Here is a 17,401-nt window from a genome sequence, read left to right as displayed (position 1 = left end):
TTTCAATGTCCCGATAGGGTCGGATCGACCGTCACGGCGGTCACGATATGACCCGCAATCTCAAGATAGCGTCCCCGCAGCGTGTCGCCAACGTCATACGGCCCAATCCGGGACTGAAACCTCGCCTGAAAGTGGCCCGCCTGCGCCAGCAGCGCAATCCGCACCACGTCAAAGCCAAACACCTGCTCGCATTGGGGAAAGACAGCCTTGAAAACCGCTTCTTTGGCCGAAAACTTGTAGGTGGCAACCAACCCGGTACCGGGCTTGTTCAGGCCGACAGGCGCGTCATGGCCCAGCACATGCGGAATAAGCGCAGACTCCATCGGTTGCGCCGGTTCAATGTCCACGCCCAACAGACACGGGCGCCGACACACAACAGCAAGGCACAGCGTTGCGCTGTGCGAAATGCTTCCGTGGACACCGGCGGGCCAGACCGGCGCCCGGGACACCGCCGCCGGGATCGCCGCCGGGGCGCACCCCAGTTGCGTCATCGCGGCACGCGCGGCTGCTCGACCTGCCGCGAATTCCTGCGCGCGCTTCGGGGTCACCCGCCCTTGCCCGGCATCCTCACCCGGCCAGAGATCGGGCTGGGGCTGACGCGGGTCCGTCAGTACCACGCCCACTGGCACGTCAAACAGGCGCCGTATCGCCTGTGCAATCTGCGCATTGTCAGGCATGGGCCTGCATGCGCGCGGTGCGCATCGCACGCCGACGCTCAATCAGATCGGCGGTCTCAGGATCTATCGACCGCACCGACCGGGTTGGCGCAATCGCCGTGCCGCGTTCTTGTCGGGCGGGTCTCACGGCCACACGGCCCTGCCTGCTGTCGATATGTGCGGCCAGCGCATTCAGGACCGGAAAGCGGAAGATATCCGTGATCGACAGTTTCGCCGCGCCCAGCGCCGCCTTGATGTCACGATGCGCCTGCACAGCCAGCAGCGAATGCCCCCCAAGATCAAAGAAATTATCGTCGCCCTGAATGTCGGCGACCCCAAGAATCCCCTGCCAGATCTCGGAAATGCGCGCGCGCGTTTCCTCGCGTGCCTGCGGAGCGTCCTCTGCCGCCGCCTGCACCTTGGGAGCGGCGCGCACGGGCCTTGCCACCTGCGGTGCGGGCAGTGCCTTACGATTAATTTTCTTGTTAGGCGTCAGCGGCATCGCATCCAGCCTGATAATCGCCGTGGGTACCATGATGGCGGGCAGATCGGCAGCCAATGCTCGGCGCGCCGCATCCGGGTCAAACGCCGTACTAGCCGTGACATAGCCGACCAACTGCGCCCCGCCCGGTGCATCGCGCGCGATGACAACTGCCTGCGTCACGCCGGGCAGCGCCGACAGGCACGCCTCGATCTCGCCCAGCTCAATCCGGTGGCCACGTATCTTGACCTGCGCGTCAGCGCGCCCCATGAAATGCAAGGTGCCGTCCGCGCCCCAGGCCGCCAGATCCCCGGTCTGATACAGTCGTCCCGGCCCATAGGGGTTGTCGATATACCGCTCTGCGGTCAATGTTTCGCGCCGCCAATAGCCGCGCGTGACTCCCGCGCCGCCAATCCACAACTCCCCTGCAACACCAACAGGTTGCAGCGATTTCTTCTCATCCAGGATGAAGACCTTCGTATTGGCAATGGGGGTGCCCAGTGGGGCGGTCGCCGCTGGCGTTTTCATAACGGGCTGCGTCGTGGACCAGATCGTCGTCTCGGTCGGGCCATACATATTGTGTATCTGCGCCTGCGTCGCGTCGCGCATTGCGGCAACCAGCGATCCCGGCAATGACTCGCCGCCCACCATCAGGTGCGACAGCCCGCCCAGCGCGCGGCGCGCGTCATCGTTCGTCACCAGCATCTGCGCCATCGACGGCGTGCACTGCAGATGGGTCACATCATGGCGGATCAGCTGCGCGGCAAGCGAAAAATCATCCTGCGCCACAACCGCCCCCTCATTTGCAAGGCGCAACACCTCGGCCAGAGGTTTGAGACCTTCCATCACGACATCCGGCGCGATGCCATAATCGATCAGACAGGCAACCTCATCCACCCCGATCGCCTTCAGCTCTTCCGTGCGCGCCACGCCATCATCGATGGTGCCAAAAAGACCGCTGTCATTGAAATACCGCTGAAACGCAAACTCCAGAATCGCGTCCATTTCCTCGGCCGACAGACCCTCCAGATCGATCTCGAACGGGTTGGTCGCCCCGTGAGGTTTCTTGAAGGCAGGAAACGCCCAGGCATATTGTTTGATCAGACCCGCCGCAGACCGAAGGTAATCCTTCATCGGGGCGCGCGCGATCTCTTCCGCCTCTTCCCGGGTCCCGGCCAGATAGGTGTGCAGCATCACAGTCACCTTAAAGTCCGCCGGATCATGACCCGCCTCACGCAGGGCCGCATGGTAGATCTCGATCTTGCCCGCGACCTCCTCGACCGTTTGTCCCAGAAGATGCGTCAGCACATTCGCCCCGATCTCCCCGGCTTCTTTCCAGGTTTGCGGATTGCCGGCGGTCGTCACCCAAATGGGCAATTCCTTTGAAACTGGGCGTGGCTGGGTCAGAACCGCATGGGGCGTGCCGTCCTTTTTGGGAAACGCCACAGCCTCTCCCGCCCAAAGCTGGCGCAGTTGATCAATTGTCGCATACATCGCCGGCTTGTTCTCAGGCGGTGTGTTTTCAGGCCGCAACACAAAGTCATCGGGCTGCCAGCCACTGGCAATCGCAAGCCCCACACGCCCGTTCGTCAGGTTGTCGATAACCGCCCATTCTTCGGCGATGCGCGCAGGATGGTGCAGCGGCGCCACACAGGATCCGGCGCGAATATCGAGGTTCTGCGTCACCGCTGCTACGGCAGCCCCGGTCACCGATGGATTTGGATAGGGCCCACCAAAGGCGTGAAAGTGCCGCTCGGGCGTCCAGACCGCATTGAACCCATGCGCGTCAGCAAACTTGGCCCCTTCCAGCAAAAGCTCGTACTTCTTGGGGCCAACACCGTCGTCATTGCCCCAGTAAAACAGATTGAAATCAATGGCCCGGTCCGACGTAACAGGGCCATTGGACATCATCGTGCGGCTCTCGTCGCCCGCCAGCACCAGCTTGAAACCGCGCGATAGCGTCCAGAAAAGCTCCAACACCGAGATATCAAAGCTGAGCGAGGTCACCGCAAGCCAGACCGCGCCCGCCTCAAAATCGATCCGGTCGTCCATCCCGGCAAAGAAATTCGCCACATTGCCATGGGTAACCATCACACCCTTCGGCGTCCCCGTGGAACCTGAAGTGTAGATCAGATAGGCCAGATCATCCATGCCCGCCGAGGGTTCTGGATTGGTCTCCGGGGCCTGTGCACAGCGCGGATCGCTGTCGATCTCAAGCACCTCGGCTGCGTGTGGCGGCAGATGCGCGCGCAGTGCAGCTTGCGTGACGATAATCGGCGCATCACTGTCGGCGATGTAGTGTGCAATGCGGTCCGCAGGATACGCCGGATCAAGCGGCACATAGGCCCCGCCCGCCTTGAGAATGCCCAATGTGGCCACCAAAAGGTCGATACCGCGCGCAGTGTAGAGGCCAATGGGCGTGTCGGGCCCCGCGCCCATGCCGCGCAGGGTATGCGCCACACGATTGGCCCTGGCATTAAGCTGCGCATAGCTCAGCGACTGGTTTTCAAAGACCAACGCCACCGCGTCAGGCGTTGCTGCAACCTGCGCTTCAAAGGCTGCATGGATGGTAACCCGCTCGTACCCGCGCTGCGTGTCATTCCAGGTTTCACGCAACATATGTTCTTCGGTTTGCGGCAGGGCAGCAATGTCGTCACGTGTCTTCGCATTGGGATAGGCCGCAAACGCCGCATTCAGGCGTACTTGCAGCAGTTTCGCCGCAGAAAGGGTCAGGCGCGCAGCATCATAGTGGAGCGCGGCACCATTTTCAGCCAGCGCAACGGTGATCGCGGCCTCCTGAGGGATCGATCCATCCAGGCTGATCGCACACTCGACCGCGCCCGCGTTGATCAGCGGGTCGCGCAACGGCAAATCGCGGGCCATCCCAGCGGAGGCATTGGCCGCGTCAATCGCCTTGCCCATCCCGGCCAGAACGGTATCAAGCGGTCCTTCCGGCAAGAGCAACGGAACGGTGTCAGCAGCAAGCGGATGATCGGTCACCTTCGCCAGGGCGATACGGCATCCCGCCTCAGGATCTGCGGAACGACAAAGCACCAAAGCCGCTGCAACGGCCTGAGCCTCAAGCTTCAAGCCATTGATATCAATGGGCAAGGTAAGAGTTGCCGGCGCGCGATCCGATGCCTTCAACAGCGGCAGCGCAAGCATGTCTTGCCGCAAGGCACCGCGCCACCGAGCCTCATCCGACACGGGCAAAGCTGCGATATCCGGACACGGCAATGTCTCGCCCACCGTGAAAATCGTGGTCAGATCGACCGCTGTCCCGCCAAGGTCTGTCACACCGCGCAGGATGACGTCACTGGTTCTGGTGCCCACTGTCACCGCATCCGCAGTGACCTCGATGATCAGCCCCGGTTCGCCCGACGCCGCCGCCGACAGCTCAAGCCCGGACAGGTGGAAAAGCTTATCCCCAGCCTGCACTTTCGCGATGCCCAGAGGGTTCCAGTACCCGCCAAACTCCAGTCCGCGCACCAGCGCCGAAAGCACTTCGGCCTCGTGATCAAAGTCCAGGACGCCCATGTGTGCAGGCCTGTCATCTCGGGCGAAATAGCTGCGCTGCGAAAGGTCCTGCGGGCGACGGTTGAGGGTCCCGGCTTCCAGTTGCGCCAATACGCCGGCAAAGCTTTCCAGCCCGGCGGCATAGCATTTGGCGTTCAGGCTGAATGCCGTTTCATCCGGCGACACCTCCACCAGCTTTTGCGCCAGCAGATCGCCCTCGTCCACGCCGCCTTCGATCAGATGCCAGCTGACGCCATGGGTCGTCTCACCATTGATGATCGCCCAGGCTGGCGTATTCAAGCCCGCGTACCGTGGCAACGGACCATCATGGAAATTGATCGCGCCCTTGGCAGGGATCGCCAGAACCGCATCCGGAATGATCCGCAGGTTGGCAATGCTCAGCAACCAATCGGCCTGCACGCCAGCCCCCGGCAGATCACCAGGTGCTGCAAAGACGCGCAGCTTTCGATCTGCGGCCCAGTCGCGCACCGCCTCGTCGCGGGTCACCACGGCCACAATCGCATGGCCGCCCGCTATCATCGTGTCCCCACAGGCTATCGTCAGGCTCTCGTCTCCGATCAAGATGGCTGAAACGGGCGCAGGTCTGAAAGCGGCGGTCATAAGGTATCCTCCGAAGGGGAGCGGGGGGTGATCTGGCGGCGTCCGGCAGGGCCAAGGCCCAAACCAAATCGGAACAAATCTGGCAGGAAATGCGGCGCATCCTGTGACGGCTGACCCGTGACACGGCATCGCACAGCATGGATCGTGGCCCCTGAAATCCGGGCACACCACGCAAGGGCTGCATAGACACGCCCGTGGTTTTTCACAAAGTAATGCCGACGTGAGGCGAACCAATAGTCCGGCATCCGCGCCCATTCCCGCATGCCCGTCGACACAGAGCCCACATGAACCACACGCGCATCCGGCACGAACCAGCAGGTCCAGCCTGTGCGGGCGGCACGCAGGATCAGATCTGTTTCCTCAAAGTAGAGAAAGAAGGTTTCGTCAAAAAGTCCGACATCACGCAGTGTTTCTGCACGGATCAGAATGCTGGCCCCGGCAGCCCAGTCGACCTGCGTCGGTGTCGTTGGCAAGGGGGGCGCCACCACAGCTTTCGACAGCAGCTTTGAGATCGGGCCGATGCGGGCCGCGCCTTCAAATTCTCCCGCGATACTGGGAAACCGAAACGCCGTGGTGTGATCGACCCCGTCCTCTCCCCGCACATGCGAGGCGGCAAAGCCCGCTGTGGGATGGACTTGCAGGTGGTCCAGCAATGTCCCGATACAACCGCGATCCGGAAAGGCATCTGAATTCAGGACATAAAAGTAATCGGGCCGGGTGCCATCTGACATCGCAGCCCGCAGGCCCAGGTTGTTGCCCGCCCCAAAGCCACCATTTTCATTCGACAAGATCAGGCGCACTCGGCCCTCAGCATCCCAACCCCGCGCACTAAGTGCCTCTTGCAACACGCGCGCTGACCCGTCACCCGACGCATTGTCGATAAGCACCAGTTCCGCGCCTTCGGGCATGTCGGCCAATGCCGCTTCTGCCGCGCGCAGCGTCATCTCTGCGGTGCGGTAATTGAGGATAATCACCAGCAGGCGGGGGGTGTCCGACATGCTCATTCCGCCGCCGTGGCCCGCGGCCATCCCATGCTGTTGTCGTCAAGCGCCGCTGCGATCACTTCGCGCAGTTCCTGCGCCAGCGCGGTCACATTGGGGGCCAGCACCATCGATACATGATCGCCCGGCACCTCGACCACCTCCATGTCGGGCGCATATTTCCGCCAGTCATTGTCTTCGAAAACATATTCGCGTTCCGAAGACACCCAGCGCCCGTCAGAAACTTTCCAGTGCCGGTCAAGGGCGGGGCGGAACAGGGTCAGCGGGCCGTCCCAGGGGGGGGTATCATAGGCACCGACAGCTGTCAGGAACGCCTGCTGAATCTTCTGATTGTTGAATTCCGCACCCGGCGCATTGCCACCATCCATATGCAGTCCTGCGCGCTTTTCCTTTTCCCATGCCCAGCGATTGCGCGCCCACTCAACCAGATATGCCGGACCCTTTGACCGCAACTCAGCCATTTTTATCAAGGTCTTGTCGGCCCGCGTTAAGGTGGGCCTGACGGGCAACGGGGTATCAAGCATCGCCAGCACAGCCACTTCTTCATCTGCCGCGCGCAACTGTTGCGCCATTTCATAGGCCGTGATGCCGCCGCCGGAATAACCAGACAGCAGATAGGGCCCATGCGGCTGGACCGCGCGAATCTCAGCCAGATAGTCAGCCGCCGCCGTCGCCACATCGGTGTGCGGCGCGGTGTCGCCGATCAGCCCGCGCGCCTGCACGCCAAAGACGCGCCTTTCACACGAAAACGGCAGCGCCAGATGGCGCAGGTTCAGCACATTGCCAAACATGCCCGCAATCACAAAGAGTGGTGGTGCGTCCTTCTGGTCTGACTGATTGAGCGGTACCAAATAGTCGAATTTTCGGGCTGGTGCCGCGCTGCTCTCGGCATCCGCATCACTCTCACCCACCTCTGCCGCGATCAGGGCCGCGCACTTGGCGATCGTCGGTGCCTCGAACAGGACAGATATTGGAAATTCGACCTTGAATTCACGCTTCACTGTCGCAAAAAGGCGCACCGCAATAAGCGAATGACCCCCCAGATCGAAAAAGCTGTCCTCGGCACCGACCGGGCTCACGCCCAGCAGGTTTTCCCACATTTCAGCAAGCCGTGTCTGGACAGGCCCCTCCGGAGCGACGAAACCTTCCAGATCCGTCCGTTCGAAACTTTGACCGCCACTGGCCTGTTCAACCACCGCCGTATCGGCCTGCGCGATCAGCGCCTCCAGCGGCATCGAAGACACCAGCACCTGCGCACGATCCGACCCAAGCGCGCGCCGCAAGGCCTCGGGCCCTTCGGCCGCGCGAATGCCCTGCGAGACCAGATAGGCAAAGCGCTCTTCGGCAGGGCTCAGCACCACCTGCTCAGCATCTTCATCAAAGCGGACTTCGCGCACGTCCAGCGGCGCGGGGTTGGCAAACCCACCCTCCAGCCGCTTCATCGCAAATCGGCTGACCTCGACCAGCACGCAGCCATCGGGTGCACAAAGAGTAACGTCAAATTCGGCAAAGCCATCGCCATGGCTTACCAGCCTCACAACAGACCGGATATCGGCGGGCAAGGCCTCATGCACACGCACGCGACCATAGGACACCGGCACCCAAAGATGCGCAGCCCCGTATTCAGGGATCAGTTCCATCGCCCAGCCTGTCGCAAGATCCATCAGCCCAGGATGCAGGACAGTGCCAAGAACATGGTCTTCAGGCAGGCGCAGCGTTGCTATGCCCTGCCGCTTGCCAAAGGCGGTTTCCCGCAGAACGTGCCATTCGGGACCAAAATTCAGGTGTGTTTCCTGTGACGACCGCAGGCGGCCCTCGGCAGATTTTGTCGGGGGGCTGCAGTCTGCGCCAATCGCACGCAGATCCAGCGATACGGGTGTCTCAACATGCCCGCTTAGCGTGGCCTGGGCGTGCAACTGCCACCCCGTCCGGCCATCCAACATGCAATCACTGCGCACCTCTGCGGCATAGCCTGTGCCGTCCCTCTTGAGGGTCAGCTGAACCTGGCGCCTGGCGCCATCAGCCACCGGCATCGCACGCAGGAAATACAGGTCTTTGATCTCAAATTGCGCCAGACCTTGCGTCGCCGCCGCTTCGGCAAGCAATTCAAGGTAGCCCGTGCCGGGCATCAGCGCCTGATTGTTCTTCGTGCGATGCTGATCAAGTACCCAGTCATCCGTGCTGAGCGTCGTGGCAAAGATCGGGTCCCCGCCATCATCCACCCCCGCAGTTTCCAACAGGGCGGCATCCAGCGGGCGGGCGGGCATCACGTCACTCGCCGCTCCCGGCAGCGCCTTGGTGGCCATGCCGACATCCGCCCATATCCCCCAGTTGACAGCTGTCACACGGGTCTTGCCGCCCTTCCGTGACGCGGCAAACGCGTTGAGCCAGGCGTTCGCGGCGACATAATCCACCTGCCCCGCCGCCCGGGTCGCGGTTGAGGTCGATGAAAACAGAACCATCATCTCGCAGGTGCCATCGGGCAACAGATGATCCAGCACGCGCAGCCCCTGCACCTTGGGGGACAGCACCGCATCCATCTGGGCGTCTGTCTTGCCCAGCAGCGGACCATCGTCCAGCACGCCAGCCGCATGGATCACGCCCGTGATCCTCCCATGGCGGTCGGTCAGGTCCTGCACAACGCGTCGCATCTTGGCAAGGTTGGCCACATCGGCCCCGGCCACCTCGACACGGCCCAGGTCTTCCAGTCGTATGGCCGCCTGAATGCGCCGCGCGATGGGGTCGGTGGTGCCATTGCGGTCAAGGTAGGCTTTCCAGGTCTTGCGGTCCGGCAGCCCGTCCCGGGTCAGCAGAACGACCGTGGCGTCATGGCGCTGCAGGATGTCAGCCGCCAGCGTCAGACCGATCCCGCCGAAACCTCCCGTGATCAGATAGATACCTCCGTCGCGAAACGCAGGATCGGTATCAGATGGCAGATCAATGGACTTGTAGCCCAGAACATAACGCCGATCGCCGCGATGCGCAGCGACCGTATTGGCGGGCGTGGCCAGCATATCCTCCAGCAACCGGTCCGTGATGTCAGGTCGTTGTGGTGCCGGGGCAGCCCGTGCAAACAGCCTGCGTTCCGCAGGTGGTTCCACCCATTCCTCAACGTCGATCTGCGCAGCGCTCACACCGGGCATCTCGCGCGCAAACACACCAACAGGCCCGGCTATCAGCGCCTTTTCAGGATGGGTCAACGCCTCTTCCGCCACCTGTGCTGCGCCGGTTGTGAAGACATCCAGATGCAGGTCACCTTCCAGCCCCGCTTCGGTCAATGCCTGTGCAAGCCACGTCAGGCTCCAGAACCCCTGTTCGATGTTACGATCAAAAACAGATGAGCCGGGGCGCGGGGCCACATGATCATCGGTCAGCCAGAAATGCGCAATCCGGTCCGGCATCACCCCGCGCGCGCCAAGGGCCGCGATCAACTGGTCATAACCTGCGCGCCCCTGTTCGGCAGCAATCGTGTAGCGATCCTCATCAATCTGCGCAAAGGCATCGCCCGCGCGCACTGCAATCACCCTGTGGCCCGCAACCCGCAACCGCTGCTTGACCGGAGCGGCAAGGCCCGCGTCGTCCGCAAAAATCAGCCAGGTCTGCGGGCGGTCCGCCAACGTGGCAAGCGCATCGGCGTCGGTATCGGCAAAAGCGGGCTTCCACGTGGGCGCATATCCCCAGTCTGCCATGTCGTCGCGCCGCGCCAGTGCAGGGGCATCACCCTGCGCTGCTGCCTTGCCCGGCTCAATGAAATAGGTGTTGCGCTGGAATTGATAGCTAGGCAGCAGCACGCGGTTGCGGCGCGCAGTCCCCCAGATCTGAGACCAGTCCGCCGCGCAGCCACAGGCCCAGAGGCGCGCGATCACGCTCATGAAATAGACATCATCGGCCACGTCCTGCTCGGGGTGGCGCAAGGTGGACATCACCTGCCCCGGCCGCACGCCTGGGTTCATCGACGCAAGGGCCGACAACGCCTTGCCCGGCCCGACCTCAAGGAAAACCCGTGGGCTCGCCGCGCTCAGCGTCTTGATGCACTCGGCAAAATGCACCGTGTTGCGCAACTGCCCCACCCAATAGTCAGGATCCGTGGCCTCTTCGGCCGTGATCGTCGCGCCAGATCGGTTGGATACAAATGTCATCTTCGGCGCCTGCAAATCCAGCGTGGCAAGGAAGGCGCGATAGCGGTCCAGAATACCTTCCAGCATCCGCGAATGGGCAGCGATGTCGATCGCAACGCGCTGGCTGTCAATTTCGGCGGCTTCCAACCGGCGCTGCATTGCATCCAGCGCGGCTTGCGGGCCGGACACGGCAATCAGCTCGGGCGCGTTGATGCTGGCAATGTCCAGATCGTCACCCAAAAGTGGCGCGATCTGGTCCATGCTGGCAGAAATCGACAGCATGCCCCCTGCGGGAACTTCATCGAACAATTGCCCCCGCAGCAGCACCAGGTCGATCAGATCTTCAAAACGCATCACACCCGCAAGGCAGGCCGCAACGTTTTCCCCCATCGAATGCCCCACCATGGCAGCAGGTGTGACACCCCAGCTCAGCCATAACCGGGCCAGCGCGTATTCTGTAATTGCAATCAGCGGCAACTGAACCGACGGCTGCTTGAGGGCCGCGTCCGCAGCGCCGCTTTGCCCGGCCTCAGGCAGCCAGAGCGCGCGAATGTCATAGGTAAGCTGCGGCTGCAGATGCGCAATGCCCCGGTCCATCCAGTCGGCAAACACCGGCTCGGTTGTATAGAGGTCCCGCGCCATGCCCGCATATTGCGCCCCACCGCCCGGGAACATAAAGACCACGTCGGGGTCGGCGCCCAAAGCCTCGTGTGTAAAGACACGGCGGGTGTCCGCCGCCTCCAGCAGATCGGCAGCTTCTGCATGGCTTTCGGCCACGACAACCCTGCGGTGGGCAAAGGCCCGGCGGCCTTCCTTCAGTGTATAGGCGACATCGGCCAGGGGTTGCTCCGGATGGGCCCGCAAATGGGCCGCAAGGGCCGCAGTGTTGGCCTCAAGGGCGGCCTTGGAATGGGCCGAGATCACCAGCGGCTGAAACGGCCAGTCACTCTCGTCCGATGCGGCACGCGCGGGCGCCTCTTCGAGGATGATATGCGCGTTCGTCCCCCCTACACCAAGCGCATTGACCGCAGCCCGGCGCGGGGTGTCCGACACCCAGTCATGCAGTGCGTCATTCACCCGAAACGGGCTGCCCTTAAACGGGATCGCGGGGTTCGGCGCCTCAAACCCCAGCGAAGGCGGTATCTGGCCATGATGCAGCGCCAGCGCGGCCTTGGCAAAGCCCGCCACACCAGCCGCCGTATCCAGATGCCCGATGTTGGTCTTCACCGAACCGATGCGGCAAAAATCCGTCGCCTCCGTCTCCGACCGGTAAGCCTCTGTCAGCGCCGCAACCTCGATCGGATCGCCCAGATAGGTGCCGGTGCCATGGCATTCAACCATGCCGATGCTTTGTGCCGCGACCCCTGCGGCATCCAGCGCCTTTGCGATGGCATCGGTCTGCCCGTCGACAGAGGGCGCCAGATAGCCCGCTTTGGCAGCCCCGTCGTTGTTGATGGCCGAGCCCTTTATCACGGCCCAGATATGATCCCCATCCGCGATGGCATCTTCCAGACGGCGCAGCGCAACAACCCCTGCCCCCGACCCAAAGACAGTGCCCTGCGCCCGGTGATCAAATGCATGGCAATGACCATCAGGCGAAAGGATCTCGTTTTCCTTGAAAAGATACCCCCGACCCTGCGGCAGTTCGATCGTCACCCCCCCGGCAAGGCCCATATCGATCTCGCCCCTGCGCAGCGCTTCGCAGGCATAATGGATCGCCACCAGCGATGTCGAACAGGCGGTCTGAACACTAACCGAAGGCCCCTGCAGATCAAAAACGTGACTGACCCGCGTGGTCAGAAAATCCTTGTCGTTTCCGGTATGGCGCAGCAGGAACATGCCCACATCGTCAACCAGATCGGGATTGGAGCAGATGTTGAAATAGAAATAGCTGCCCATCCCGCAGCCTCCATAGACGCCCACAGGGCCGGCGATGCTTTCCGGCGGATGGCCCGCCTGCTCCATCGCGGTCCAGCACACTTCAAGGAACTTGCGATGCTGCGGGTCCAGAATGGCGGCGTCTTTGGGCGAAAAACCAAAGAAGTCGGCATCGAAATCGGCGAACCCGGCCAGATCGGCAGCGGCAGGCACATAGTTCTTGCGGGCGATCGTCTCGAGCTTTTCGCCCTGGGCCAGCAGCTCGTCTTGGGAAAGACGCCGAATAGACTCAACACCGTCGCGCAAATTGGCCCAATAGGCCTCAACGCCACGCGCGCCCGGGACATCCACGGACATGCCGACAATGGCGATATCGCCCGAGGGTGCTGCTTTGCCTGTTTCGTTCATTGCATCAACGTCTTCTTACTATTCTACTCGTCAAAGGGTGGTCACTTGCAGCTTTTCATATGTGTCAACTATGACGAAAAGATGGAATCCCGCCTAACCCCAGGTAGAAGATCGCCAAATGGGCTGGTTTGCAGCCGATTGTTGCGTATCCGGCAACCTTTCAAAGAGTATTCTAACACATCACAACGGTGTTTTTGCGGGGACTTTTCCCTCTGTCGCAACACTTTTGCCTGAATTGCCGTGCTGTGGCCCCGGCCACGGGCGCGCGTCACATCACCGTTCGCTTGCCCTTGGCACCGTCCTGCCCGCCCATCGCCGCCTGCATCTCAAGGCGATGCGGCATGGCCACCTTGCGCGGCATCAGTTTCTCCGCATGCCCCAGAATAGCCCCCGCAGTCAGCCATGTCATCGGCGTCAGCGTCGCATTCAGCAGCATGTCCATCATGGTGATCCCCAGGATCAGCGTCAGCGGCGCAACATAGGGCGACAGATGCCGATCCCCCTGCCGAAACACATAGAGCCCCATCAGCACCAGCGGCAGCGCCAGCAGTCCGAACTCGCAGACGTAGCCCAACCAGCCAAACGTCCCGAAGACGATGATCCAGCGGCCATCCGGGATCGACAGGATTTCACCGGTCTCTGTATGCCGGATCAGGCTGCGGCCCCAGCCCCCCCAGCCAAACAGAGGCTTTTCTGCCGCGCGAACAAGAAGTTGCTCTTCGTTGTTGAACCGATATCCCAGCGATTGGGCCCGCTCGGGATTGAACGAGGCAACCCAGGCCACAATGTCATCAGTTGGAATGACACCCGCATTGCGCAGCATTGGGTAGCCAACCGCAACAACCGCAAACACCACGGCCAGACGGATCTGCCAGCGCGCGGGTACAAAAAGAACAAGCGGTGTCAGCACGATCCCGTAGGCCAGCGACGCGAGGCTCTTGCACAGCACCAGCACCACCGCCAGATAGCCCACGATCAGGACCATCTTCCAGCGGTCGACCAACGACACCGTCCGCGTCAGGGCCGCCGCCGCCAACAGCGCCGTGCACATGAACAACGCCAGCCACAGCCCATGCGGCAGGAACACGATCGGCCGGAACCCGCCCCCCCGCATCATCTGCTCAAAGGAATGCTGGAAGAACCCGTAGACCCAGATGTTGATCTGCGGGCTGAACCGGATTTCAATCAGTGACGGGATCGAATAGATCAGCCCGCCAACCACCAGCGCCAGCAGAATTTCCCGCAACCCGTCTTCAGAGCTCAGGAACTGCCGCGCCAGCAGGAAGGGCACCAGCGTCAGCACCTGCGCAATCAGCACCGACCCGATATCGCGCACCGACTGGCCGGGCAGCGCATCAATCATGAACACAATCGGGTCCGCATCGCGCAAGACCTCGAAAATGATCGGATCGCCGTTGGTCAACACCGTCGGAACCGCAGACAGAATAAGCCCGACCGCCAGCCAAATCGCCAGACGCGACGCCGGGATCAGCCTGACTTTCTCCTTCATTGCGAATAGCAGGATCAGCAGCACGCTCAGGTTCGGTATGGATACCTTGTCCATCGCGGGAACCAGCGGCAGGTTAAACTCCGTCAGGGGCGGCAGGAAAAGATACCCCCCAAGGATCGACCAGATCAGCGCGCGCTCCAGCTTCTGGGTGCGAAACAGGATCAGGCAGACCAGCGGCCACAAGAGCAGCATCAGATATGCGATACCGTTGGGCATGGACGTCCTTTTGGATGGCACCGGGCGGTGGCCGGAAATTATCATCTGGTACTGGCGCTGTCATCCCGCTAGATTTTCCCCAGATGGCGGCGTGATGGGTGAAGTCTTTCCTGTAAGATGCGAGAATTACTGCAAATACCACACCGCAAGACCTCTCTCGAGACGGCGATGCTGCCCCTGACTTGCACAGGTGCCGTGTGAAATTTGGCACGGGTTCCAGTGAAATTGCGGTCAATGTTCCCACCCGTTCGGCATTGTTTCACACCCTGCGCGACAGGCTGAACCGCCGCGACGGATTCGCGCTGGCCACTATCAATCTGGATCACTTGACCAAACTGCCCGTCGATCCCGCGTTTCTGAAGGCCTACAAGGCGCATAATCTGGTAGTGGCTGACGGACGCCCCATCGTCTGGCTGGCACGGCTGGCAGGCACGCCGGTCGACCTGATGCCGGGCTCTGAACTGATCGTCCCGCTGTGCGCGCTTTGTGCAGAACTGCAGGTGCCCGTGGCACTTGTCGGCAGCAGTGACGCGGCGCTGGCCGGCGCGTCTAAGGCGCTGACGACGCGGGTTCCGGGTCTGGCCGTCGCCTATGTCTCTGCCCCGCCCTATGGATTTGATCCCGAAGGGGCCGAGGCAACCGCCATCCTCTCCGAACTTGCCGCCAGTGGCGCTGGCCTGTGCTTCATTGCGTTGGGGGCGCCAAAGCAGGAAATCTTTGCAGCCTTTGGCCGCGACAAGGCGCCCCGGGTCGGGTTTGCCTCCATCGGGGCGGGTCTCGATTTCTTATCGGGCCATCAGGTCCGCGCGCCGAAGATCCTGCGCGTTCTCGCGCTTGAATGGTTATGGCGCGCCGCGGAAAACCCCCGCCGGATGGTGCCGCGCTACGCCAAATGCTTTGCGATCCTGCCCCGGCTTGTAGCACAGGCCCTGCGGCAGCGGATTGGCTGAAAGCCCCATAGGATTTGAAATCAAAGCATTAACAGATCTTCTTCACTTATACTCGATCAAGTGTCTACGCCTGCCCAAAAGCCGGTTTTTCCAATATCCAAGCGCACCCAAGGCTTCCGGAAACCGCCCCAACGTTGTGAAGAAAGCCTGCATCCACCCCATGCGCGATGACAACCGCACAACCTGCGCCGGATAGACCCCCAACCCGACCAACGCCCAGGGGCCGAACAGCAGCGCGGCCAGAATAATCGCAAGTGGCAAGACCGCCCCCCAGACAATTGCGCGGCGTGTCTCTGTCACCCAGTGGCGTTCCGGCGGCGCACCGTGCAGAGCGGCACCTTCGGCAAAGGCATGCCCTGCACGACGGCAGCGCTGCCACCATTGATCAAACCGCGTCAGCGCAGCATCGTGCCAGGTCATTTCTGCATCCAGCCGCCAGATGCGCCACCCCGCCGCGCGCAACCGCACACAAAGCTCGGGCTCTTCCCCCGCGATCAGGTCATCGCGGTACCCGCCCACATCCGCAAGTGCGTCAACCCGCACCAAGGCATCCCCGCCACAGGCCAAAGCCGCGCCCATGGGCGTATCCCATTCCCGATCAATCAACGCGTTGTAGATCGATGCCCCTGGTGCGCGCTCGCGCCGCCGCCCACACACCACGGCCACATCCGCATGCGCGTCCAGAAACGCTGCAGCCTTGCTAATCCAGCCTGCGCGCAAGGCACAGTCTCCGTCCAGAAACTGAACATATTCGGTGCCCGGATCGATGGCGGCAAAGCCCGCATTGCGCGCCCGCGCGGCAGTGAAAGGAGCGTCCTGATCCAACAGAACAACCCGGGCCCCGTGCGCGCGTGCGGCCGCGATGGACCCATCGGTGGACCCTGAATCGACATAGATCACCTGCCCCACCTCGCCTTCCAGCGATGCCAGACAGGCGACAAGCCGGGCCCCTTCATTGCGACCAATGACAACTGCGGCAGGTTTCATCGCGCTGTCGCCTCAAGATGTGCCGTGTAGGTGGGCGCGCGTTGCAAAAAATCAGCCTTGTACAATTGCTCCACCCGACCCCACCGTTGCGCATCAAGCGAAAACAGCGAAACATCGGGGCGCACCTGCATGACTTTCGCCCGCGCCTCATCTTCGCCATGCGCAACCGCACCGCTCCTCAGGCTTGCCGCATCGCGCGCCAAGGTATCATTGGCAAACTTGTAGTGCTTGAGCACCGCCGTGGCGTCTGAACACACAACACCCATCGACAGATGCGGATGCGGGGCCGGCTGCACCCCGTCGCCGTTGAATATCAGCGGATGTTTCGTCAGACAGCAGGCTTCTCCGAAAACCTTGCCGCGCACACCGCCAAACAGAAACGGAATATCCGGATTTGCGGTTTCATTTGCCGCCAGCAGGGCCGAAAATTCAATGGCTTGGCTGTGGTAGCCAAACCGCTCAAGCGCAGAGATATCGTAATAGAGGAAGGAGTCCAGCGCCTTCTGAAACGTCATCCCTGCCGCCTGTGACAGCGGACCCTTGGGAAACATTTCCAGCATCTGCGCCACCAGCGCGGTGTGGCCCTGCGCCTGCATATAGCTGGTCAACGCAGATATCCCGTGGGTCTTGCGGCCCTCGAAATCCAGCATCTCGTCCATGTCGACATAGAGACACCATCGGTCGCGCCCGTAGGTCTGTGCAGGGTATGCGCGCAACAAATGCTCATAACCAGCCAGGGGCAAGCTGCACTGGTCGATCACAACCCCCGGTTCGCGCGACAGGCGCGCGATCGTGTCGTCGGTCGATCCATTATCCATCACCGCAAAATGCCGGATCCCCATAGCGCGGTAATAATCCAGAAACGCATCCAAATAGTAGCTTCCATTGCGCACCAGAACGATGGCGATCACATCATCCGGGCCGGTCTCAAGCGTCTCCGCACCATGAACATGCCTTAGCGACGCGGCAAATCGGGCGCGGCGGCGATGCTCTTTGCTGCGCTGCCACAGGCGACGGATGATATGAACCGGGTCTTTCATGCGCTGCGGTGTACGCCAG

The 17,401-nt window shown here is 61.9% G+C and carries 8 protein-coding genes; 1 reads left to right on the top strand and 7 read right to left on the bottom strand.

All coding sequences use genetic code 11. The features are described from left to right. Positions 1-2 precede the first annotated feature (2 nt). From H9Q16_RS00525 to H9Q16_RS00505, 5 genes are all read right to left on the bottom strand, one after another. Positions 3-677 (bottom strand): 4'-phosphopantetheinyl transferase family protein, encoded by a 675-nt coding sequence (locus H9Q16_RS00525; protein WP_191073440.1) that lies wholly within the window; start codon positions 675-677, stop codon positions 3-5. Further along, positions 670-5,274, bottom strand: a complete 4,605-nt coding sequence (locus H9Q16_RS00520; protein ID WP_191073439.1) for a MupA/Atu3671 family FMN-dependent luciferase-like monooxygenase — start codon at positions 5,272-5,274, stop codon at positions 670-672. The genes H9Q16_RS00525 and H9Q16_RS00520 overlap by 8 nt, the downstream gene beginning before the upstream one ends. Further along, positions 5,271-6,272 (bottom strand): glycosyltransferase family 2 protein, encoded by a 1,002-nt coding sequence (locus H9Q16_RS00515; protein WP_191073438.1) that lies wholly within the window; start codon positions 6,270-6,272, stop codon positions 5,271-5,273. Before H9Q16_RS00515 ends, H9Q16_RS00520 begins: the two co-directional genes overlap by 4 nt. A 2-nt stretch (positions 6,273-6,274) precedes the next feature. Then, on the bottom strand, positions 6,275-12,679 hold the full coding sequence (locus H9Q16_RS00510; protein ID WP_191073437.1) for a type I polyketide synthase: 6,405 nt from the start codon (positions 12,677-12,679) through the stop codon (positions 6,275-6,277). 268 nt (positions 12,680-12,947) lie between these two features. Beyond that, on the bottom strand, positions 12,948-14,405 hold the full coding sequence (locus tag H9Q16_RS00505; protein WP_191073436.1) for a hypothetical protein: 1,458 nt from the start codon (positions 14,403-14,405) through the stop codon (positions 12,948-12,950). A gap of 197 nt (positions 14,406-14,602) precedes the next feature. Here H9Q16_RS00505 and H9Q16_RS00500 point away from each other — a divergent pair, with 197 nt between their 5' ends. Then, the gene (locus tag H9Q16_RS00500) at positions 14,603-15,355 is read left to right on the top strand and encodes a WecB/TagA/CpsF family glycosyltransferase (RefSeq protein ID WP_191073435.1); all 753 of its coding nucleotides are present in this window, start codon (positions 14,603-14,605) and stop codon (positions 15,353-15,355) included. Between the two features lie 42 nt (positions 15,356-15,397). Here H9Q16_RS00500 and H9Q16_RS00495 read toward each other — a convergent pair whose 3' ends face one another. Continuing rightward, positions 15,398-16,342, bottom strand: a complete 945-nt coding sequence (locus tag H9Q16_RS00495; protein WP_191073434.1) for a glycosyltransferase family 2 protein — start codon at positions 16,340-16,342, stop codon at positions 15,398-15,400. Next, positions 16,339-17,382 (bottom strand): glycosyltransferase family 2 protein, encoded by a 1,044-nt coding sequence (locus tag H9Q16_RS00490; protein WP_191073433.1) that lies wholly within the window; start codon positions 17,380-17,382, stop codon positions 16,339-16,341. Before H9Q16_RS00490 ends, H9Q16_RS00495 begins: the two co-directional genes overlap by 4 nt. Positions 17,383-17,401 lie beyond the last annotated feature (19 nt).

The organism is Sulfitobacter aestuariivivens (genome assembly GCF_014763045.1).
In the GTDB taxonomy this organism is placed as follows: domain Bacteria; phylum Pseudomonadota; class Alphaproteobacteria; order Rhodobacterales; family Rhodobacteraceae; genus Sulfitobacter; species Sulfitobacter aestuariivivens.
The sequence above is the reverse complement of the archived record's forward strand: the minus strand, read 5'-3'. Positions and strand labels throughout refer to the sequence as shown.

Bases quoted from the DNA above. Each gene is read 5' to 3' on its own strand.
- H9Q16_RS00525 (WP_191073440.1), bottom strand. From the start codon at position 677: ATGCCTGACAATGCGCAGATTGCACAGGCGATACGGCGCCTGTTTGAC.
- H9Q16_RS00520 (WP_191073439.1), bottom strand. From the start codon at position 5,274: ATGACCGCCGCTTTCAGACCTGCGCCCGTTTCAGCCATCTTGATCGGA.
- H9Q16_RS00515 (WP_191073438.1), bottom strand. From the start codon at position 6,272: ATGTCGGACACCCCCCGCCTGCTGGTGATTATCCTCAATTACCGCACC.
- H9Q16_RS00510 (WP_191073437.1), bottom strand. From the start codon at position 12,679: ATGAACGAAACAGGCAAAGCAGCACCCTCGGGCGATATCGCCATTGTC.
- H9Q16_RS00505 (WP_191073436.1), bottom strand. From the start codon at position 14,405: ATGCCCAACGGTATCGCATATCTGATGCTGCTCTTGTGGCCGCTGGTC.
- H9Q16_RS00495 (WP_191073434.1), bottom strand. From the start codon at position 16,342: ATGAAACCTGCCGCAGTTGTCATTGGTCGCAATGAAGGGGCCCGGCTT.
- H9Q16_RS00490 (WP_191073433.1), bottom strand. From the start codon at position 17,382: ATGAAAGACCCGGTTCATATCATCCGTCGCCTGTGGCAGCGCAGCAAA.